Annotated in this window: 13 protein-coding genes; 6 read left to right on the forward strand and 7 right to left on the reverse strand. The window is 72.7% G+C overall.

All coding sequences use genetic code 11. The features are described from left to right. Positions 1 to 162: 162 nt before the first annotated feature. Positions 163 to 1,374: a DUF5954 family protein gene (locus HUT18_RS29955; RefSeq protein ID WP_176103659.1), complete on the forward strand. Its 1,212-nt coding sequence runs from the start codon at positions 163 to 165 to the stop codon at positions 1,372 to 1,374. Between the two features lie 33 nt (positions 1,375 to 1,407). Here the strand turns inward: HUT18_RS29955 and HUT18_RS29960 are convergent, their stop codons facing one another. The 4 genes from HUT18_RS29960 to HUT18_RS29975 all read right to left on the reverse strand — a co-directional run bounded on the left by HUT18_RS29960 (position 1,408) and on the right by HUT18_RS29975 (position 4,771). After that, positions 1,408 to 1,797, reverse strand: coding sequence for a PPOX class F420-dependent oxidoreductase (locus tag HUT18_RS29960; protein WP_176103660.1), 390 nt, complete (start codon positions 1,795 to 1,797; stop codon positions 1,408 to 1,410). Between the two features lie 192 nt (positions 1,798 to 1,989). Then, positions 1,990 to 2,895 carry an LLM class flavin-dependent oxidoreductase gene (locus HUT18_RS29965; protein ID WP_254878873.1) on the reverse strand — a complete coding sequence of 302 codons (906 nt, stop codon included), beginning with the start codon at positions 2,893 to 2,895 and terminating at the stop codon, positions 1,990 to 1,992. A 233-nt stretch (positions 2,896 to 3,128) separates the two neighbouring features. After that, positions 3,129 to 3,614 carry a DUF456 domain-containing protein gene (locus tag HUT18_RS29970; RefSeq protein WP_176103661.1) on the reverse strand — a complete coding sequence of 162 codons (486 nt, stop codon included), beginning with the start codon at positions 3,612 to 3,614 and terminating at the stop codon, positions 3,129 to 3,131. Positions 3,615 to 3,760: 146 nt separating this feature from the next. Further along, entirely contained in the window at positions 3,761 to 4,771 is a 1,011-nt protein-coding gene (locus tag HUT18_RS29975) for a LuxR family transcriptional regulator (protein WP_176103662.1), read from the reverse strand. Between the two features lie 494 nt (positions 4,772 to 5,265). On the opposite strand from HUT18_RS29975, the gene HUT18_RS29980 reads away from it, so the two are divergent. The 3 genes from HUT18_RS29980 to HUT18_RS29990 all read left to right on the forward strand — a co-directional run bounded on the left by HUT18_RS29980 (position 5,266) and on the right by HUT18_RS29990 (position 9,930). Continuing rightward, entirely contained in the window at positions 5,266 to 7,455 is a 2,190-nt protein-coding gene (locus HUT18_RS29980) for a protein phosphatase 2C domain-containing protein (protein WP_176103663.1), read from the forward strand. Positions 7,456 to 7,553: 98 nt separating this feature from the next. Further along, complete coding sequence (locus tag HUT18_RS29985) at positions 7,554 to 9,296, forward strand: pyruvate dehydrogenase (RefSeq protein WP_176103664.1); 1,743 nt, start codon at positions 7,554 to 7,556, stop codon at positions 9,294 to 9,296. 160 nt (positions 9,297 to 9,456) lie between these two features. Further along, entirely contained in the window at positions 9,457 to 9,930 is a 474-nt protein-coding gene (locus tag HUT18_RS29990) for an ATP-binding protein (RefSeq protein ID WP_176103665.1), read from the forward strand. Between the two features lie 137 nt (positions 9,931 to 10,067). On the opposite strand, the gene HUT18_RS29995 is transcribed toward HUT18_RS29990, so the two are convergent. Beyond that, positions 10,068 to 11,099 carry a DUF2637 domain-containing protein gene (locus tag HUT18_RS29995; protein ID WP_176103666.1) on the reverse strand — a complete coding sequence of 344 codons (1,032 nt, stop codon included), beginning with the start codon at positions 11,097 to 11,099 and terminating at the stop codon, positions 10,068 to 10,070. Positions 11,100 to 11,430: 331 nt separating this feature from the next. Beyond that, complete coding sequence (locus HUT18_RS30000) at positions 11,431 to 12,303, reverse strand: (2Fe-2S)-binding protein (protein WP_176103667.1); 873 nt, start codon at positions 12,301 to 12,303, stop codon at positions 11,431 to 11,433. 202 nt (positions 12,304 to 12,505) lie between these two features. Here HUT18_RS30000 and HUT18_RS34035 point away from each other — a divergent pair, with 202 nt between their 5' ends. Both HUT18_RS34035 and HUT18_RS30010 read left to right on the forward strand, forming a co-directional pair. Then, positions 12,506 to 13,474, forward strand: a complete 969-nt coding sequence (locus HUT18_RS34035; protein ID WP_254878874.1) for a GntR family transcriptional regulator — start codon at positions 12,506 to 12,508, stop codon at positions 13,472 to 13,474. A gap of 318 nt (positions 13,475 to 13,792) precedes the next feature. Then, positions 13,793 to 15,877 (forward strand): neutral/alkaline ceramidase, encoded by a 2,085-nt coding sequence (locus HUT18_RS30010; protein ID WP_176103668.1) that lies wholly within the window; start codon positions 13,793 to 13,795, stop codon positions 15,875 to 15,877. A gap of 161 nt (positions 15,878 to 16,038) precedes the next feature. On the opposite strand, the gene HUT18_RS30015 is transcribed toward HUT18_RS30010, so the two are convergent. Next, positions 16,039 to 16,821 (reverse strand): hypothetical protein, encoded by a 783-nt coding sequence (locus HUT18_RS30015; RefSeq protein WP_176103669.1) that lies wholly within the window; start codon positions 16,819 to 16,821, stop codon positions 16,039 to 16,041. Between the last annotated feature and the right edge of the window lie 110 nt (positions 16,822 to 16,931).

Consider the following 16,931-nt stretch of genomic DNA (forward strand, 5'->3'; position numbering starts at 1 on the left):
CCGGGAATGCCGGAGTGCGTGTCCGAAACCGTACGGTCGCCGTGATCGTCGGCGCCCGTGGCGCACCGGAAGTATCGGCCCGGATGCGTTCCGTATCGGCCAGCTTCGGGGGGCCCTCGTCGTTTTCGCCCCAACAGGCCTGCTGGTGGGCATCCTTGAGCCATGGTGGATAAGGAAGGTGAGATTCCGGATCTCCGTACCATCCGCATGGGCGGGCCCCAGGGCCCCGTCGAAGCGGTCGCGGACGTCGAGGCGTGGCAGGCCCGTGAGCGGTATCCGGGATTTCTGTCGCTGGGCCTCGCGGTCTTCGGAGTGGTGCGCCAGAACGAGTCCGGCGGCTGGGACGTGCTCGACTCCTTCACCGGTCTCGCGCCCCAGGACGGCAGAGACTCCATGGGGTCCCAGTTCCGGCGCCGCGCGCAGCAGGCCGAGAAGATCGGCGACAGCGCCGCGCACGCCGCGTACATGAAGGCCGCCGTCCGGATGGACTGGGAGGCCGTCGACGCGGTCGACGTGTGCGGCGAGCGCTACCGGGTGGCACGGGCGGAACGCTTCGTACGCACCGGGCCCGACGGCCCCGAGCCCCCGCGCCCCACCGACCCGGACCCGATGCCGCCCGGCGAGGCCTACCGCGCCCGCCGGTCGGTGGAGGGGCTGACCCTCGATCCCGCCACGCCGACCGGGATGTCCGAGGGCATCCTGAAGATGGAACTGCTCTCCCTCGTACGGGCCCCGGGCGGCGCGCCCCCACAGGTGCGCGCGGACTCGTTGCGCGCGGCGCGTACCCACCCCGGCGGCGTGCTGATCCCGGCCACCTTCATGGTCGCCGAGTACTGCGACGGGCACTGGCTGCCGGACGCCGCGGACACCTGCAACACCCCGCAGGACGCGCGGGACAGCCTGGCCCGCAGCCTGCGCGTGACGATTCCGTGGGAGCGCGGGCTGAGCGAGCGGGAACAGGAGCCGTACCGGGCCGCGGCGGACCGCTACGACGCCCGTCCCACCGACGAGTTGGAGGTCGAGGGCTGCCGGTACCGCATCGTGCGGGTCGAGCGGCTGGTCCGGTTCGGGCCCGGAGGCCCGGAGGGTCCGCGGCCGTCCGACCCCGATCCGCAGCCGCCCGTGATGGTGCAGAGCCGGCAGCTCGGGCTGATCGACGAGAACGGCGAGAAGTGCCCGGGAGCGGACGACGACGAGGACGAGGAGACCACCGACCCGCGTGCGGGGCTGAGCCCCGAACAACAGCGGCTCTGGGATCTCATCATGGGCGAGGAGGCCCGTCTGAGGTCCGTCCGCGAGGAACGGGAGAGCCACAAGGCCAAGGTCAGGGGCGAGTGGAAGGCAAGGGAACGGGGCGAGGGCAAAGGGCGGTAGCCGGGGGAGAGTTGGGGCCGCGCGCGGGAGGAGTCAGTCCGCGTCCAGGCCCCAGCTGTGCACCCACCGCGGATGGACCCGGATCACCTCCTCGCTGAAGTGCGGGCCCAAGTCGTGTGATCCGGTGAGCAGTTCGGCCTCGCCGCGGATCTCCACCCCGCGCACATGCCACGGTTTGACGCTCACGATGTCGTCCACGACCAGCGAAAGCCGGGGATTGGTACGGAGGTTGCGCCACTTCTTGCTGGTGCCCATGGCCATGCCGCCGATGAGGATCGTCCCGTCGTCCTGCGGAAAGAACCCGACAGGATTGGCCTGTGGCTGTCCCGCGGTGTCCACGGTGGCGAGCCTGCCGAGCCGTTGCGAGCGCAGATAGGCGCGCTCGGCCTCACTGAACCCGGGAAACCGGTCGAATTCCGTCATTCCTCGATGGTGACAAACCGAGGGCGGCCGCGCACGGGAGTTGCCGCGACTGCTCACGGATCGGACACCGGCCGCGGGCCGCCGGGGGGGGCGGGACGGGGCGCGGCAGTACGAGCGCTCCGTCCCGCCCCCCGGGCTGTTCCGTACCGTCCAGGTTGCCCCGGTGGCCCGGTCCGTTCGTGAACGCGCCGGTCAGAACACCTGCCCGGCCAGCACGTCGAGCTGGTCCGGGTCCGTCGACCAGCAGTAGAGCATCACCTCGTCGGCGCCGATGGCGCGATAGGCGTCGACGGCCGCGCGGATCTCGGCCGGGTCGGTCAGGAGCCCGTCGGCGGCGTACCGCTCGGCTTGCGCGTCGAAGGCGTAGTAGCGCAGCAGATTGCGCCGGGCCTCGGCGGCGAAGCGGGGGCCCGCGGCGACATTGACCTGGGCGACCAGACGCGGGGCGCCGGTGCGGCCGTGCCGCTGCCAGGACTGCTCGGCCGCGCGGAACAGGCCGTCCATGTAGCGGGGCGGCAGCGCCGCGCCGAGGAAGCCGTCGCCCCACCGCCCGACGCGGTCCACGGCGGCCGGGGCGAAACCGCCGAAGAGCACTTCGGGGCCGCCGGGCGTCGCCGGGAGCGGGCCGATCGGACCGGTCTCCGCGTCGTACGGCTCGCCCGCCCACAGCCGCCGCAGCACGTCCATCTGCCCGTCGAGCCTGCGCCCGCGACGGCGAAGGTCGACACCCGCGGCACGGCAGTCGTCGGCGCGCCCGCCGACACCGATGCCGAGCGTGAACCTGCCCCCGGCGAGCCGGTCCAGGGTGGCCGTCTGCTTGGCGAGCAGGGCGGTGCTGTGCAGGGGCGCGAGCAGTACCTCGGTCTGTACGCGGATACGGGAGGTGGCGCCCGCGAGCAGGGCGAGCGTCACCAGGGGCTCGGGGTTGTCGTACACGAGCCGGTCGAGCAGGGCCAGGGTGCGAAACGGGGTGGCGTCCGCGCGCCGGGCCCAGTCGAGCAGCAGCGCGGGATCGTCGACGGGGAGGCCGATGCCGAGGTTCGGGGGGCCCGCGGGGGCGACGGGGCGCACGGAACGTACGGATTCTGCGGGAAGCACGGAAGGAACTCCTTGGGAAGGGCATGCGGAATCGATGCCGCCCCTCCGTTCCCGTCGTCTCGTACGACACGGGCTTGCTTCCGTACTGCGGCGTACTTCCAGGAAGCGTCACTGCTCAGAGTGGGGCCAGCCTAGGCACCGGCTCGGGCGCCCGGCCAATGGTTTTCTCGCGGCTGTTGCGACCCCGGAGCCGTTGACCGCTCGCGGCTCCCGGCCCTGTGCCGGCGGACCGGTCAAGGGCCCCACATCAGCGCGCCCAGCCATGCGCCCATGATCAGCAGGCAGGCGAAGAGCTCGGTGAGGACGTCGGAGCCGCCGTGGCGCATGGCGGTGCGGGTCGCGGCGACGGCCCGGCCGTGGCCGCCGAGCCGCAGCCGCTCCGAGAGGTAGCCGCCGAGCAGGAAGCCGGGCAGGGCGCCGACCACGGGCAGGACGAAGAAACCGATCAGGGCTCCCGCACCCGCGCTGACGATCATCCGGCGGTCGGCGCCCGAGGCGCGCAGCCGCCGCGGTGGGAGCTGCCAGCGCACCGCCTGGGTGACGAGCAGCACCGCCGTGGCGCCGCCGACCACGGCCCAGGCCAGGCCGTGCGGATCCTGGAGCGCCCACCACACGACCGCGGCCCAGACGAACCACGAACCCGGAACGCCCGGCACAAGTACCCCCGCGAGGCCGATCAGCATCACGGCCGCGACCAGCAGGAGTTCCCACGCTCCCATCTCTCCAGCCTGCCGGAGCCGTGGAGGACCCGCAGATCGCGGCCGGTGCCACCGTGCGCCCGACTCCTGGCGCGGGCACAGGCGCGGGCGCGTGAGCGGGCGCGCGCGCCCCGCGCAGGCGGCTCACACGCCGTGACCGAACCGTCTCACGACCTCGGAGAGGCGGTTCGCTGCCCGGGGATCCGGGCGATCCACTGCCGCTCGTAGGCATGCCAGCCGAGCTGGAGCCGGGTGGTCACCCCGGTCAGTTCCATCAGGCGCTTGACGCGGCGCTGCACGGTGCGCAGCCCCAGGTCCAGCTGCTTGGCCACACTGGCGTCGGTGAGACCGGCGAGCAGCAGCGAGAGGATCTCCAGATCGGTGGCGTCCGGAGCGGCGGGCTCCTGCTCGGACACCGGCCCGCCCGCCCCGAGCCGCAGTGGGAGCGCCTCCCGCCAGACCGACTCGAACAGGGCGAGCAGCGTGTCGAGCAGACCGCTCGGGTGCACGAGCAGCGCGGCGGGTTCGGCGGCCCGCCCGGTCAGTGGCACCAGGGCGAGCGAGCGGTCGGCGATCACCAGCCGCGAGGGCACCCGGTCGGTCACCCGCACCAGTTCCTCGCGGCCCAGTGCCGCGGTCACCTCGTCGAGCGCGACCGGCAGCGAGAGCACCGAGCGCTCCACCACGACCCGGCGCAGGACGCCCCGGTGCGCCGGATCCGGCGCGGGCCGGGCCGCGGCCTCGACCGCTCCGGGCGCCGTGAACAGCGCACAGACCTCGTGCCGCGCGCCCACCTGAACCTGGACGAAGCGCTGCGCCACCGCGCCCGCCCCGGTGACCACCTCCACCAGATCGTGCGCGGCCGGTTCCGCGGCGCGGACCCGGTACTCCTCGGCGAGCTGGGCGGCGACCCGCTCCGCGCGCTCCAGATCGCCGCGCTGCTGGGCGAGCAGCGCACCGAGGGCGACCCCCGGCGGCGCGGCGACCCACCGGCCGGGCCGCGCCGAGGAGCGGGCCGCCAGACCCTGCCGCTCCAGTCGGCGCAGGGCGCGCTCGGTGGCGTACTCGCCGAGCATCAACCGCCGCGCCAGCTCCGGCACTTCCGCCGCGCCCACCGCGACCAGCGCGCGGTACGCCGACTCGTGCACCTCGTCCAGACCTATCGCACCGAGCGTCACGGTGCCCCTCCCCACAGTCTCGACGGCCGCCCCCACCCAAGGCTCCGAGTCCGCACACGCCGCTCCGGGGAGCGGAATGCGGACACGTCGCCGCGACGACGCGGCTCCTGCCTGGCGGGAAGCGGCCACGGCGCAAACCCGCCGTGCGGGGCCATCATCCCCGCACCACCCGCATCTTTGCCATGGTGCGGTCACTTCTCACTCGGTCCCTGTCCACCATGCGGTCACCACCTCGTTTGGGAGTGGCCGGAATCGGCAGACTAGAAGGGATGCGAAGGGCGGCCGCCCGGATCCCGGCTCTCACCGACGGGTCTTCGGTCACGCGCCCTGCTCCGGCTGTGCCGAGCCGGAGCGCGCAGTCGACCGCCGGGCAGCACTGCCGTGGGGGGTGGAGCGGCCCGGCGGTCTTGAACCCCTCCCCAACGTTTCCCCGCAAGAGTGCGATTTTCGTGAGGGCCGGATAGCCGCACCTCCCCGCGGTGACAATGGTGGGTATGAGGCAACAGGGGGACAGGCAGCAGGGCCACGAGGACGACTGGTGGGGCCAGTTGTACGGCGAGGGCGCCCAGGACACCGGCGGCGCACACACCGGCGACACCCTCGACGACCGCTTCGCCTCCGCCCGCGACACCCTCGGCAGGGGCAGGCGGATCCCGTACCCGAGCAGACCGACACCCGACGGCCCCCGGGGTGACGGCACGGGCCCCGAGACACGGGCGCCGCGCGTACCGCCGTCGTACGACGCCGTGGACGAAAGCGCCCTGCTCGAACCCGACGCGGAACTGCTGCCCGAGGGCGGCGCACTCCTACCCGGAGAGGGCGCACTCTCGCCCGGGAACGGTGAACTCCCGTCCGAGGGTCGCGAACTCCGGCCTGACGCACGCGAACTTCGCTCCGACGAAGGTGAACTCCCGTCTCCGCCACGTGTGTCCGTCCCCGGTCCGCGGTCGGAGAGCGCTGCCGCGCCTGCGAAGGACCCGTACGACGACAGTCAGCGCTCCGAGGGGTCGCCGGAGGGCGCGGGCGATGACCGGCGGCCGACCGATCGTGAAGTCGACACCGACACCGACATCAACACCGACATCAACACCGACATCAACACCAACGCCGGTCAGAGCGAAGGCAGTTCGGATGCCCGCCGACGCGGAGACAGCGGAGGAGACACGGGTGGCGATCGCCAAGAGGCCGAGCCGCGCGCGGAGTTCGGCCCGACCTCCGTCAAACCCCGTGTGAGCGAACCCTGGTGGGAGCGCCCGGAACCCGCGGTGACCCGCGACCCCACCCTGCTCGACCTCCCGCACGCCGCAGCGCCCCAGGCGCCTGCGACCTCGCCGCGCACCGAGGCCGCACCGCGCACCGAAGCCGCACCGCGCACCGAGGCCGCACCGCCCACGCCCCCCGCCGCACCATCCCAGGCCGAACCCTCGACGCCCACACCCCACAACACCCCCAACTCCCGCGAGCCTCACGGCAGTCGGACCAGTCCTCCTACGCCACCTCCGGTCACCCCCACCCCCACTCGCCCCGCTCCCGCGAAATCGAAGAACCCGAACTCGACCCCGCCGGACTTCCCCGCCCCCTGGGAGCCGCAGTCCGTCTGGCAGCAGCCGCGGACCTTCACCACGCGGCAGCCCGTACAGGAGGACGTGCGGGACGCGGAGGGCGCGAAGGAACCGCAGGACGGGGCACAGGCGGTCACCGTCGACGAAGCGGCCGCGCCGGACGACGGCCGACGGCGGATCACGTACGTCGGGGACGGGCCGCCCACCTACGACCCCGAACCCACCACCCTCCCCGCCGTCGACCCGGAGGCCATGGACGAGGTGGTGGCCGACACGGTGCTGGACGGCGCCCGGTACGGGTCGGGCGTGCTGCGGGCGGTGTCGGTGCGCGGTGACTCGGCGCGCTATCGCGGGGAGCCGCGCAGGGACAGCCTGCTGACCGCGCGGTTCGGCAGCGGGGACGAGGGGCTGATACTGGTCGCGATGGCCACCGGCGCACGTGCCAGGCCGGGTGCCCACCGGGCGGCGGCCGAGGCCTGCGCCTGGATCGGGCAGGCGGTGGGCCGCAGCCACAAGCGGCTCGCCGACGACATAAGGGCGGCGCGGCGCGGCGACCTCAAGTCGGGACTCCAGCGGCTTACCGACCGCAGCCTCGGCAGGCTGCGCTCCCGCGCCTTCGAACTGGGCGTGGAGCCGGACGGCTACACCGCGACCCTGCGCTGTCTGCTGCTGTCCGCCGACCCCGACTGCCGCACCCGGGTCTTCTTCGGCGTCGGCGGCGGGGGACTGTTCCGGCTGCGCGACGGACAGTGGGAGGACGTCGAACCGAGCCCCGGCGAGACGGGCGGCGAAGCGCTGCCCGGCTTCGGCGCGGTGCCCGGCCAGGACCCCCGTACCGCGCTCGGGGTCGGCGCCCCGCCGAGCGGATACACGCCCGCGACCGAGCGCCCCCGCGACCCCTTCCGGTTCCGGGCCTCGCTGGCCCGGCCGGGTGACGTCCTGCTGCTGTGCACCGCGGGCCTGGCCGAACCCCTGCGCGGCGAACCCGCGCTCGGCGACTGTCTCGCCGGGCGGTGGAGCGCGGCGGAGGTGCCCGGACTCGGCGACTTCCTCGCCGACGCGCAGGTCCGGGTCAAGGGCTACGCCGACGACCGTACGGCCGCCGCCGTGTGGGAGGCGTGAGCGCGCCGGGTGTGCGTTGATGGACGGGCGGCGTCCGGGTCCCCACGGAGCCCGGACGGCCTGCGGTCCGCAGCGGTCCACCGAGGGGTGCGTGAGTGATGGCCAGGCAGAACATCGCCGAGCAGTTCGTCGACATCCTGGCGAGGGCGGGCGTGCGGCGGCTGTACGGGGTCGTCGGCGACAGTCTCAACCCGGTGGTGGACGCCGTCCGGCGCCACCCGGCCATGGACTGGGTGCACGTCCGGCACGAGGAGAGCGCCGCGTTCGCCGCCGGGGCCGAGGCACAGATCACCGGACGGCTCGCCGCCTGCGCCGGCTCCTGCGGCCCGGGCAATCTGCACCTCATCAACGGCCTGTACGACGCCCACCGCTCGATGGCACCCGTACTCGCCCTCGCCTCGCACATCCCCTCCAGCGAGATCGGCCTCTCCTACTTCCAGGAAACGCACCCCGACCAGCTCTTCCGTGAGTGCAGCCACTACAGCGAGATGATCTCCAGCCCCAAGCAGATGCCCCGGCTGCTGCAGACCGCGATCCAGCACGCGGTCGGACAGGGCGGGGTCGGCGTGGTCACCCTGCCCGGCGACGTCGCCGACCAACCGGCGCCCGAGCGCGCGATGGAGCATGCCCTGGTCACCTCGCGCCCCACGGTGCGCCCCGGGGACGCGGAGATCGAACGGCTGGCCGCGATGATCGACGAGGCCGACAAGGTGACCCTGTTCTGCGGCAGCGGCACCGCGGGCGCGCACGCCGAGGTGATGCGGTTCGCCGAGAAGATCAAGTCACCGGTCGGACACGCCCTGCGCGGCAAGGAGTTCATCCAGTACGACAACCCGTTCGACGTCGGCATGAGCGGCATGCTCGGCTACGGCGCCGCCTACGAGGCCACCCACGAGTGCGACCTGCTGATCCTGCTCGGCACCGACTTCCCGTACAACGCCTTCCTGCCCGACGACGTGAGGATCGCGCAGGTCGACGTACGGCCCGAGCGGCTCGGGCGACGGTCCCAGCTCGACCTCGCCGTCTGGGGCGACGTACGCGAGACCCTGCGCTGTCTGACGCCGCAGGTCTCGCCGAAGACCAACCGCCGCTTCCTGGACCGGATGCTCAAGAAGCACGCCGAGGCCCTGGAGGGTGTGATCAAGGCGTACACCCGCAAGGTCGACAGGCACGTACCGCTGCACCCCGAGTACGTGGCGTCCCTGGTGGACGAACTCGCGGCACAGGACGCCGTGTTCACCGTCGACACCGGGATGTGCAACGTCTGGGCGGCGCGCTATCTGACGCCCAACGGCCGCCGCCGCATCATCGGTTCCTTCTCGCACGGCTCGATGGCCAACGCCCTGCCGCAGGCGATCGGCGCGCAGTTCACCGACCGCTCCCGCCAGGTGGTGTCGCTGTCCGGCGACGGCGGATTCTCCATGCTGATGGGGGACTTCCTCACCCTGGTGCAGTACGACCTGCCGGTGAAGGTGGTGCTGTTCAACAACTCCTCCCTGTCCATGGTGGAGTTGGAGATGCTCGTCGCCGGTCTGCCCTCGTACGGGACGGCCAACAAGAACCCCGACTTCGCCGCGGTGGCCCGTGCCTGCGGTGCGCACGGGGTGCGGGTGGAGAAGCCGAAGCACCTGGCCGGCGCCCTCAAGGAGGCCTTCGCGCACCCCGGGCCCGCCCTCGTCGACGTGGTCACCGACCCCAACGCGCTGTCCATCCCGCCGAAGATCAAGGCCGAGATGGTCACCGGCTTCGCCCTGTCCGCCTCGAAGATGGTGCTCGACGGCGGCGTCGGCCGCATGGCGCAGATGGCGCGTTCCAACCTCCGTAACGTGCCGCGCCCTTGACACCCGGGCGGGCGTGACCGTTGCCCACCCCGGAATGAATCCTCGGCGACATGCAGGAGACCAAAGCTCCGGACAGGAGTGGCCGGGCCCGGGGCTGGAAATGCATTGCGGTGTACCTGTTCCAGCAGGAGGGATCGGCAGCGGCATGCAGGCGGGGGTCATGACGAGGCAGATACGAGGAGCCGGTTCCACCGGACGACAGGGCGGGCGGCCACATCTGCCGCGCCCCGGGGGAACGGCACGGACCGACGGTCGTGCGGAGCTGGTAAGGACACTCAGACGCGCGGATCTACGCGCGGTGCCCGGTGTCCGGCGGGAGATACGCGAACTGGTCTCCGGCTGGGGCAAGTCGGCCACGGCCGACACCGCCGAGCTCCTGACCAGCGAACTGGTCACCAACGCCCTGGTGCACACCGAGGGGGACGCGGTCCTCACGGTGCGCCTGGAGGCTCACCAACTCCGAGTGGAGGTAAGGGACTTCGCCCGGCGCAGGCCGGAGCCGCGTGCGGCCAGGGCCGACCACGACACCAATGGCCGGGGGCTGCACCTGGTGCGCTCGCTCGCGCGTTCCTGGGGCGTCGACCCGGACGGGCAGGGCAAGACGGTGTGGTTCGAACTCCGCGACGAAAGCTGACGGTTCCGCGACGGGGGCTCACCCGGGGAGCGAACTCCCGGGCGTGCGGCGGGACTTGCACCGCATGGCGAACGCGGCGCGGCCCCGGCACCTGGTGAGGTGCCGGGGCCGCGCCGCGTGGTGCGAGTCGTGAGCGCTCAGGCCCACTGCTGCTCGAGGTCCTTCAGCTTGCGCTCAAGGGAGTCGAGGCGCGGCAGGGCCATTGTGTCGTCCTCCGCGGTGAGATCGACGACCGGCGTGGTGCTCTTGCCGCTGCCGACCGCGGCCAGCGAGGCGCGGGCACGCACCGGGAGTTCGGGCGCCACCGGAGCGGCGGTCTCGGGTGCCGCGGCGCTCGTCTGCGGCAGTTCGACCTGGCGGCCGCCACGGCCGCCACGGCCTCCGCGCCCGTAGCGGCCGAGGGCCTTGATGTGGGCCTTCTGGAGCTTCTCGTGGTCGCGGCGCTGCTGGCGCTCCTGCTCCTTGATCTTGCGTTCGTCGCGCACCTCGTCGACGGCCTCGTCCAGGGTGCGGACGCCTTCGAGCAGCATGAGCGACCAGGCCGCGTAGGTCTCCCGCGGCGCGCGCACCCAGCGCACGATGCGGATCTGCGGCAGCGGACGGGGCACCAGGCCCTTCTCACGCAGAGCCGCCCGGCGGGTCTGCTTCAGCGCGCGGTCGAAGAGGACGGCGGCCGACAGCGACATACCGGCGAAGAACTCCGGAGCGCCCGCGTGCCCGGCGCCGCGCGGCGCGTGCACCCAGTTGAACCAGGCCGCGGCACCCGCGAACGTCCACACCAGGAGCCGGGAGCCGAGCGCCGCGTCACCGTGGCTGGCCTCGCGCACCGCGAGGACCGAGCAGAACATCGCGGCGCCGTCGAGTCCGAACGGGACCAGGTACTCCCAGCCGCCGGACAGGTTCAGGTTCTGCTGCCCGAAGCCGACCAGGCCGTGGAAGGACAGCGCGGCGGCGACCGCGGCACAGAGGAAGAGCAGCACGTACGAGAAGCCCGCGTACAGCGTCTCCTTGCGGCGGCGGCGTTCCTCGCTGCGCTCCCAGGAGTCGTCCGCGCCGGTCTGCTTCGCGCTCGACGCACCCCGTGCCCGTACGTGTACCGCCGCCGCGACGCCGACGCCGAGGGTGGCCCCCGGCACCAGCCAGTACAGCGCCATGTCGTTCAGAGTCATCCGGGGTCCCTCGCAAGGCAGTAGGACGTATCGGGCGTCATGGTGGCCCATCTGCCGCCGCCGCCGGAGGCTTTCGGCCAAGTGCACGCCGAATGGAGTGGAAGCAGCGGGGAATCACTCGAACTCCCGCTCGCACGGGGAGAGTTGAGTTCGATCAAGAGTACACGCAGGAGTGACCCCGATCGCACATGTGTGACGGGCGGACCGTTTCGGCAGACAAGAGGGACGGCCGAGGGCGTACGAATCGAGCCGACGGCCGGAACGTGTACCGCCAAGCGGTGGGGATAGGCCAGTCGCGGTAGCGGCCGAAGTCGCGTGCGGGGAGGTCCCGTCAGCCCGCGAGGGCGGCCGAGCGGGTGCGGCGGGCGAGCCGTTCCGCGTCGCAGATACGCGGGCAGGTCTGGCAGATCTCTTCGGGGCGCAGGGTGTAGAAGAGGCAGCAGGTGATCCGGTCCCGGGTGAGCTCGGGCGCCCGGCCGGGGGCCGCGGGCAGTTCGCGGAAGGCGGCCGAACCCGCGTAGGGGAGGGTGCCGCCCGGCAGCAGCAGGGTCAGCTCCTCGCGGGCCCGCTGCTCCTCGCCGAGCATCCGGCCGAGCGTCCACAGCCCGTCGGTGATCTCGTCGGTGGCCGTGCCCCACAGCGACCTGCCGCGGCGGCGCATCAGGGGGCCGAAGCGGTCGAGCAGCGGGGTGAGGTGCTCGGTGAGCGCCGCGAGCAGTTCCGTGCGCAGCGCCTCCTCGTCGGCGACCACCCGGGCCCCCGGCTGGTGCGCTGCCGGATCGTCGGGCAGACAGGCGAAGGATCCGGTCCGCAGGGCCAGGTGCCCCTGCTCACGGTGGAAGGTGACCTCCGACACCGGCAGGCGCGGCACACGGCGGTCCAGGAACCAGGGCACGGTGAGCAGCAGACAGCCGTACCAGGCATAGCGGTGCAGGCCGAAACCGGCGATCACGTCGGGCCGTCCCTGCTGTCCGTAGTCGCGCCGGATCTGTGCCGCGTCCCAGGCGAGATACGTGTCCAGGGCCGCGCCGCCCGCCGCCAGCTCGGCGACGGTCACCCAGCCCGGGCCCTCCGGCAGCCGTTCGTCCTCGGCGAGCTCGGTCACACGCAGCCAGGGGCACACCTCGTCGAGGCGTGCGTAGGCGTGCGACAGTGCGGTGCGGTGAGCGGGGGCGGAGCGGGACACGGTGACGTCCTGGGGCATGGCGCTGTCCTCGTAGACGTGATCGTCAACAGGTAAGCCTTACCTTACCCATAATTCTCGTGGTGTGACCTTTCGGGGGCCTGCGCCTATCGTTCTCGCGTGCGGCGGCCACGGTCGCGAGCCCGGCCGAGGAGGCCGGAGCGCAGCGCACGGAGTGTGCGGAGTACGGAGTACGGGACCGGGCGACACCGAGGAGGGCCGCGTGGAGAAGGCAGTCGCGTACGGCGCCGGTGCCACTCGTGGTCCCTCGGGGGCCGGGATGGACGGTGTGAGCGGGCCCGGCGGCATCGCGGGGACGCCGGTCGCGGGACTCGCGGCGGTTCCTTCGCCGGAGGCCTCCGGCGCCGATGAGAGTCGGTACCGTCCGGTCGGACGTGTCCCCACCCAACCCGGCCCGGCGCAGGACCAGGTTCCGCTCCAGGGCCGGACGCCGCGTCGCGATCAGGTACCGGCGCAGCCGACCCCGACCCCGACCCCGACCCAGCCCCGGACCCCGACCGAGGGCGGGGCCGCGCCGGGAGCCGATGCCGAGTCCCCCCGTCGTGTCGTACGGCGGAACTCGGTGCGCGGGCAGATCCTGGACGCGCTCCGAAGTGCGCTGGTGGAAGGGGAGTTGCTGCCCGGCCAGGTGTACTCGGCGCCCGCGCTCGCGCAGCGGTTCGGTGTCTCGGCGACCCCGGTGCGCGAGGCCATGCAGCAGTTGCACACGGAGGGCGCCGTCGAGGTGGTGCCCAACCGCGGTTTCCGGGTGCTGGAGCGCACGCCGCGTGAGCTGACCGAACTGGCCGAGGTGCGGGCCCTGATCGAGGTGCCGGTGATGCTGGACCTTGCTCACAGCGTCCCCGCCGAGGACTGGGCCTCGCTGCGTCCGCAGGCGGAGGCGACCGTACGGGCCGCCGCCCGGGGCGACTTCGCCGGGTACGCCGAGTCCGACCGGGCCTTCCATCGCGCCATGCTCTCGCTCTCCGGCAATCTGCAACTGGTGCAGGTCGCCGAGGATCTGCACCGGCGCGCCCAGTGGCCGCTGGTCAGCGGCCCGAGCCCGCGCAGGCGCGCCGATCTGCTCGCCGACGCCTCCGAGCACACCGCCCTGCTCGACGCCCTGGTCGCCCGTGACCTGCGCGTGGTGCAGGAACTGGTCCGCGAGCACTTCGCGGGCGCGGCGGGCTGAGTCTCTCCGGGGCACGCCGCCGCCTCGCCGCCCCCGCCCTCCGCCGCTCGCGTCTCACCCTCGCCACTGTTCGAGCCCCTCGTCGGCTGCTTCCGTTGCTGGTCTTCTTCCCCTAAAACCTCGTGTCCGAAGTCTTGTCGTGGCCGGAAGTGGCATGTACGAATACAAAAAGCTGAACAAGATTCATCTTTGGGTTCTGGTCCGGGTTCGGGTTCTCGGGTGCTCGGCCATGGGCGCAGGTGCCTCGCGGCGAGGCTGAGCGCCGGCCAACTCCCTTTCCCTGCCCGGTACTTCACTCACGTGGTCGAGGAGACGCAGATGGCGAGGAACGACCGTTCCGGACGCAGCAGGCGTACGGTCCTGAAGGCGGGAGCCGGCACGGGGATCGGCCTCGCGGCCGGGGCCGTGGCGGGCACGGTGCCCGCGCGGGCGCAGACGCGCGGCGGGGCACCGGAGGCCGCGGCGGGCGAGGGCGGGTATCTGGTGGGCCGCGGCATCGCGGACGCCACCGGTGAGATCGCCGAGGTGGGCCTGATGGGCTACGGGCGCTTCGACCAGCAGGCCGAGGGGCTGCACACCCGGCTGCGGGCGCGCTCGTTCGTGGTCGTCGACCGGGCGAGCGGCAGCCGGGTCCTGCTCTGTGTGGTCGACTCCCCGATGATCTTCGAGAGTGTGCACCAGGCCGTACTGCGTGAACTCCAGGCGCGCTTCGGCGAGTTGTACACCCACCGGAACGTGATGCTGACCGCCACGCACACCCACGCGGGCCCCGGTGGCTGTTCGCACCACGTCCTGTACAACCTCACCACCTTCGGCTTCCACGAGAAGACCTTCCAAGCGGTGGTGGACGGCATCGTCGAGTCGGCCGAGCGCGCCCACGCCGACCTCGCCCCGAGCCAACTCGTCCTGACGCACACGGAGTTGACGGATGTCAGTGCCAACAGGTCACGGGCGGCGTTCGAGCGGAACAAGGCCGACATCAAGCGGTACTTCCCGGACGCCATCGACCCGCTGAGCACGCTGCTGCGCGTCGAGCGCGACGGCGAGGCGGTCGGCGCCGTCAACTGGTTCCCCGTGCACGGCACCAGCATGTCCGGGGACAACCGCTACGTCAGCGCCGACAACAAGGGCTGTGCGGCCCACCATTGGGAGCGCGAGGTGGCGGGCGTCGACTACCTGGCGGACGGCCCGCCGGCCTTCGTCAGCGCCTTCGCACAGACCAACAGCGGCGACATGTCACCCAACACCGACCTCCAGCCGCCCACCACTCCGGCCGACTTCGCGCGGACACGGCAGAGCGGACTGCGCCAGTACGAGGCGGCGGCGGGCCAACTGACCGACCGGGGAAGGGAGATGACCGGGCCGGTCGACGCACGGCTCGTCTATGTCGACCTGTCCGATGTGGTGGTGCGGCCGGAGTTCACCGGCGACGGGCTCTCGCACCGGACCTCGTCCCCGTGCATCGGTGCCGCCATGGCCGCCGGCAGCGTCGAGGACGGCCCGGCCTTCCCCGGCTTCGCCGAGGGCGAGAACCCCTTCTGGGACGCGGTCAGCGACTCCCTCGTCTACGAGGCCTCGCCCGCCCTGAAGGAGGCGCAGGCGCCGAAGGGCATCTTCGTTCCGGTCGGCGAGATCAACAAGGTCTGGCCGTGGGTGCAGGAGCAGGTGCCCGTACAGCTCGTGCGGATCGGGCGGTTGTACCTGATCGGCATCCCCGGCGAGGTGACCATCGGCGCCGGGTACCGGTTGCGGACGGCGGTGGCCGAGGCGGTGGGCGCGGAACTCGAGGACGTCCTGGTCGCCGGGTACGCCAACTCCTACATCCACTACGTGACGACGCCCGAGGAGTACGACGCCCAGCACTACGAGGGCGGCAGCACCCTGTTCGGACGCTGGCAGCTCCCGGCGCTCACCCAGACGGCGGTGGAGCTGGCCGACGCCCTGCGCGAGGGAAGGGAGGTGCCACTCGGCCCTGTGGCCCCCGACCTCTCGAAGGGTCAACTCGCGCTCCAGCCCGGCGTGGTGCTCGACGCGCCTCCGCTGCTCAAGCGGTTCGGCCAGGTCCAGGTGCAGCCGCTGGAGACGTACGCGGCCGGGCAGCGCGTCGAGGTCGTGTTCGTCGGCGCGCACCCGGGCAACGACCTGCACCGCGGCGGCACCTTCCTGGAGGTGCAGCGCCTCGCCGACGGCGACTGGCGGACGGTGGCCGACGACGGCGACTGGTCCACCAGGTTCCGCTGGCAGCGCGACGGCATCGCCGCCTCCAAGGTCACCGTCACCTGGGACGTCCCCGAGGGCACGACTCCCGGCAGCTACCGGGTGCGTTACCACGGCGAGGCGAAGCCGCTCATCGGGAAGATCGAGTCGTTCAGCGGGACTTCGGCGATCTTCCGAGTGCGCTGAACGCTCGTCCGAAAGCCGACCAGAACGCCCACCCGACAGCCGGACGGAGAGTCCGGCCCGCGTGGGCGGCCCCGAGGCCCGTGCCCGCTGTCGCCCCGCCCCCCGTCCGGGGCGACAGCGGGCACGGGCCGTTGGTGGGTGTGGGGCCGTCCGCCCCGCCCTCAGGCCGTCGCCGCCGGTGGCGCCAGTTGTCCCGCGAGCCAGACCGGGACGCCGCCGAGCAGCCGCAGCAGGCGCTTCGCCTCGGCACGCAGGCGGGTCGCCTCGGGCTCCGACTCGACCTCGGCCAGGGCGGCGAGCGCGGGTGCCGCGCCCACCAGGTAGCCGAGTTCCTCCCGGATCCGCAGGGACTCCGCGAAGCCGTGCCGTGCCTCCGCCAACTCGCCCTCGCGCAGGGCGATTCCGGCGAGGTGGCGCCAGGTGAAGGAGAGCAGGAGCTCGTCGCCGTGGGCGGTCGCGCCCGCGTGGGCGCGCCGGTACGCGGCCCGTGCCGCCTGCCGGGAGTCGCCGAGGTTCTCGGCGATGAGCCCGCGCCGGAAGTCGAGGAGGGCGCGGCCGCGCGCCCCCGGGGCGATGAGCGCGGCGGCCCGGCCGAGCGCCGCGCGGGCCTCGTCGGAGCGGTCGCGTACGCCCATGAGCGTGGACGCGTAGGCGAGATGGCCGCGTTCGCAGGCCGCCGCGCCGCGTTCGTCGTCCTCGCGGGCCACCGCCTCCGCGAGTCTCAGCGCGTCCTCGGCCTCGCTCCAGCCCTGCATCGTGTACAGGCAGCGCTCCACCAGGAGCGAGGCGCGGTGCAGCGCGGCACCGGGCTCGCGCGCCGCGGAGGGTTCCAGCAGCGCCGCGGCATCCGCCCAGCAGGCCCGGGAGCGCAGCCGCCATACCGCGGTCTGGAGTGGATCGTCGCTTGCGGTCGTTCCATCACCAGACAGGGCGGTATACGCCACGTTGGGCCTCCCGAACGTTGCCTCGGCATCGAGTCGTGGCGGCATCTCAGCATGGAAAAGCGGGCCAGGCCAGGGGGCTGGGTGAAAAAGTTCACAAAGTATCCGGACGG

Source organism: Streptomyces sp. NA04227 (assembly GCF_013364195.1).
Lineage (GTDB): Bacteria > Actinomycetota > Actinomycetes > Streptomycetales > Streptomycetaceae > Streptomyces.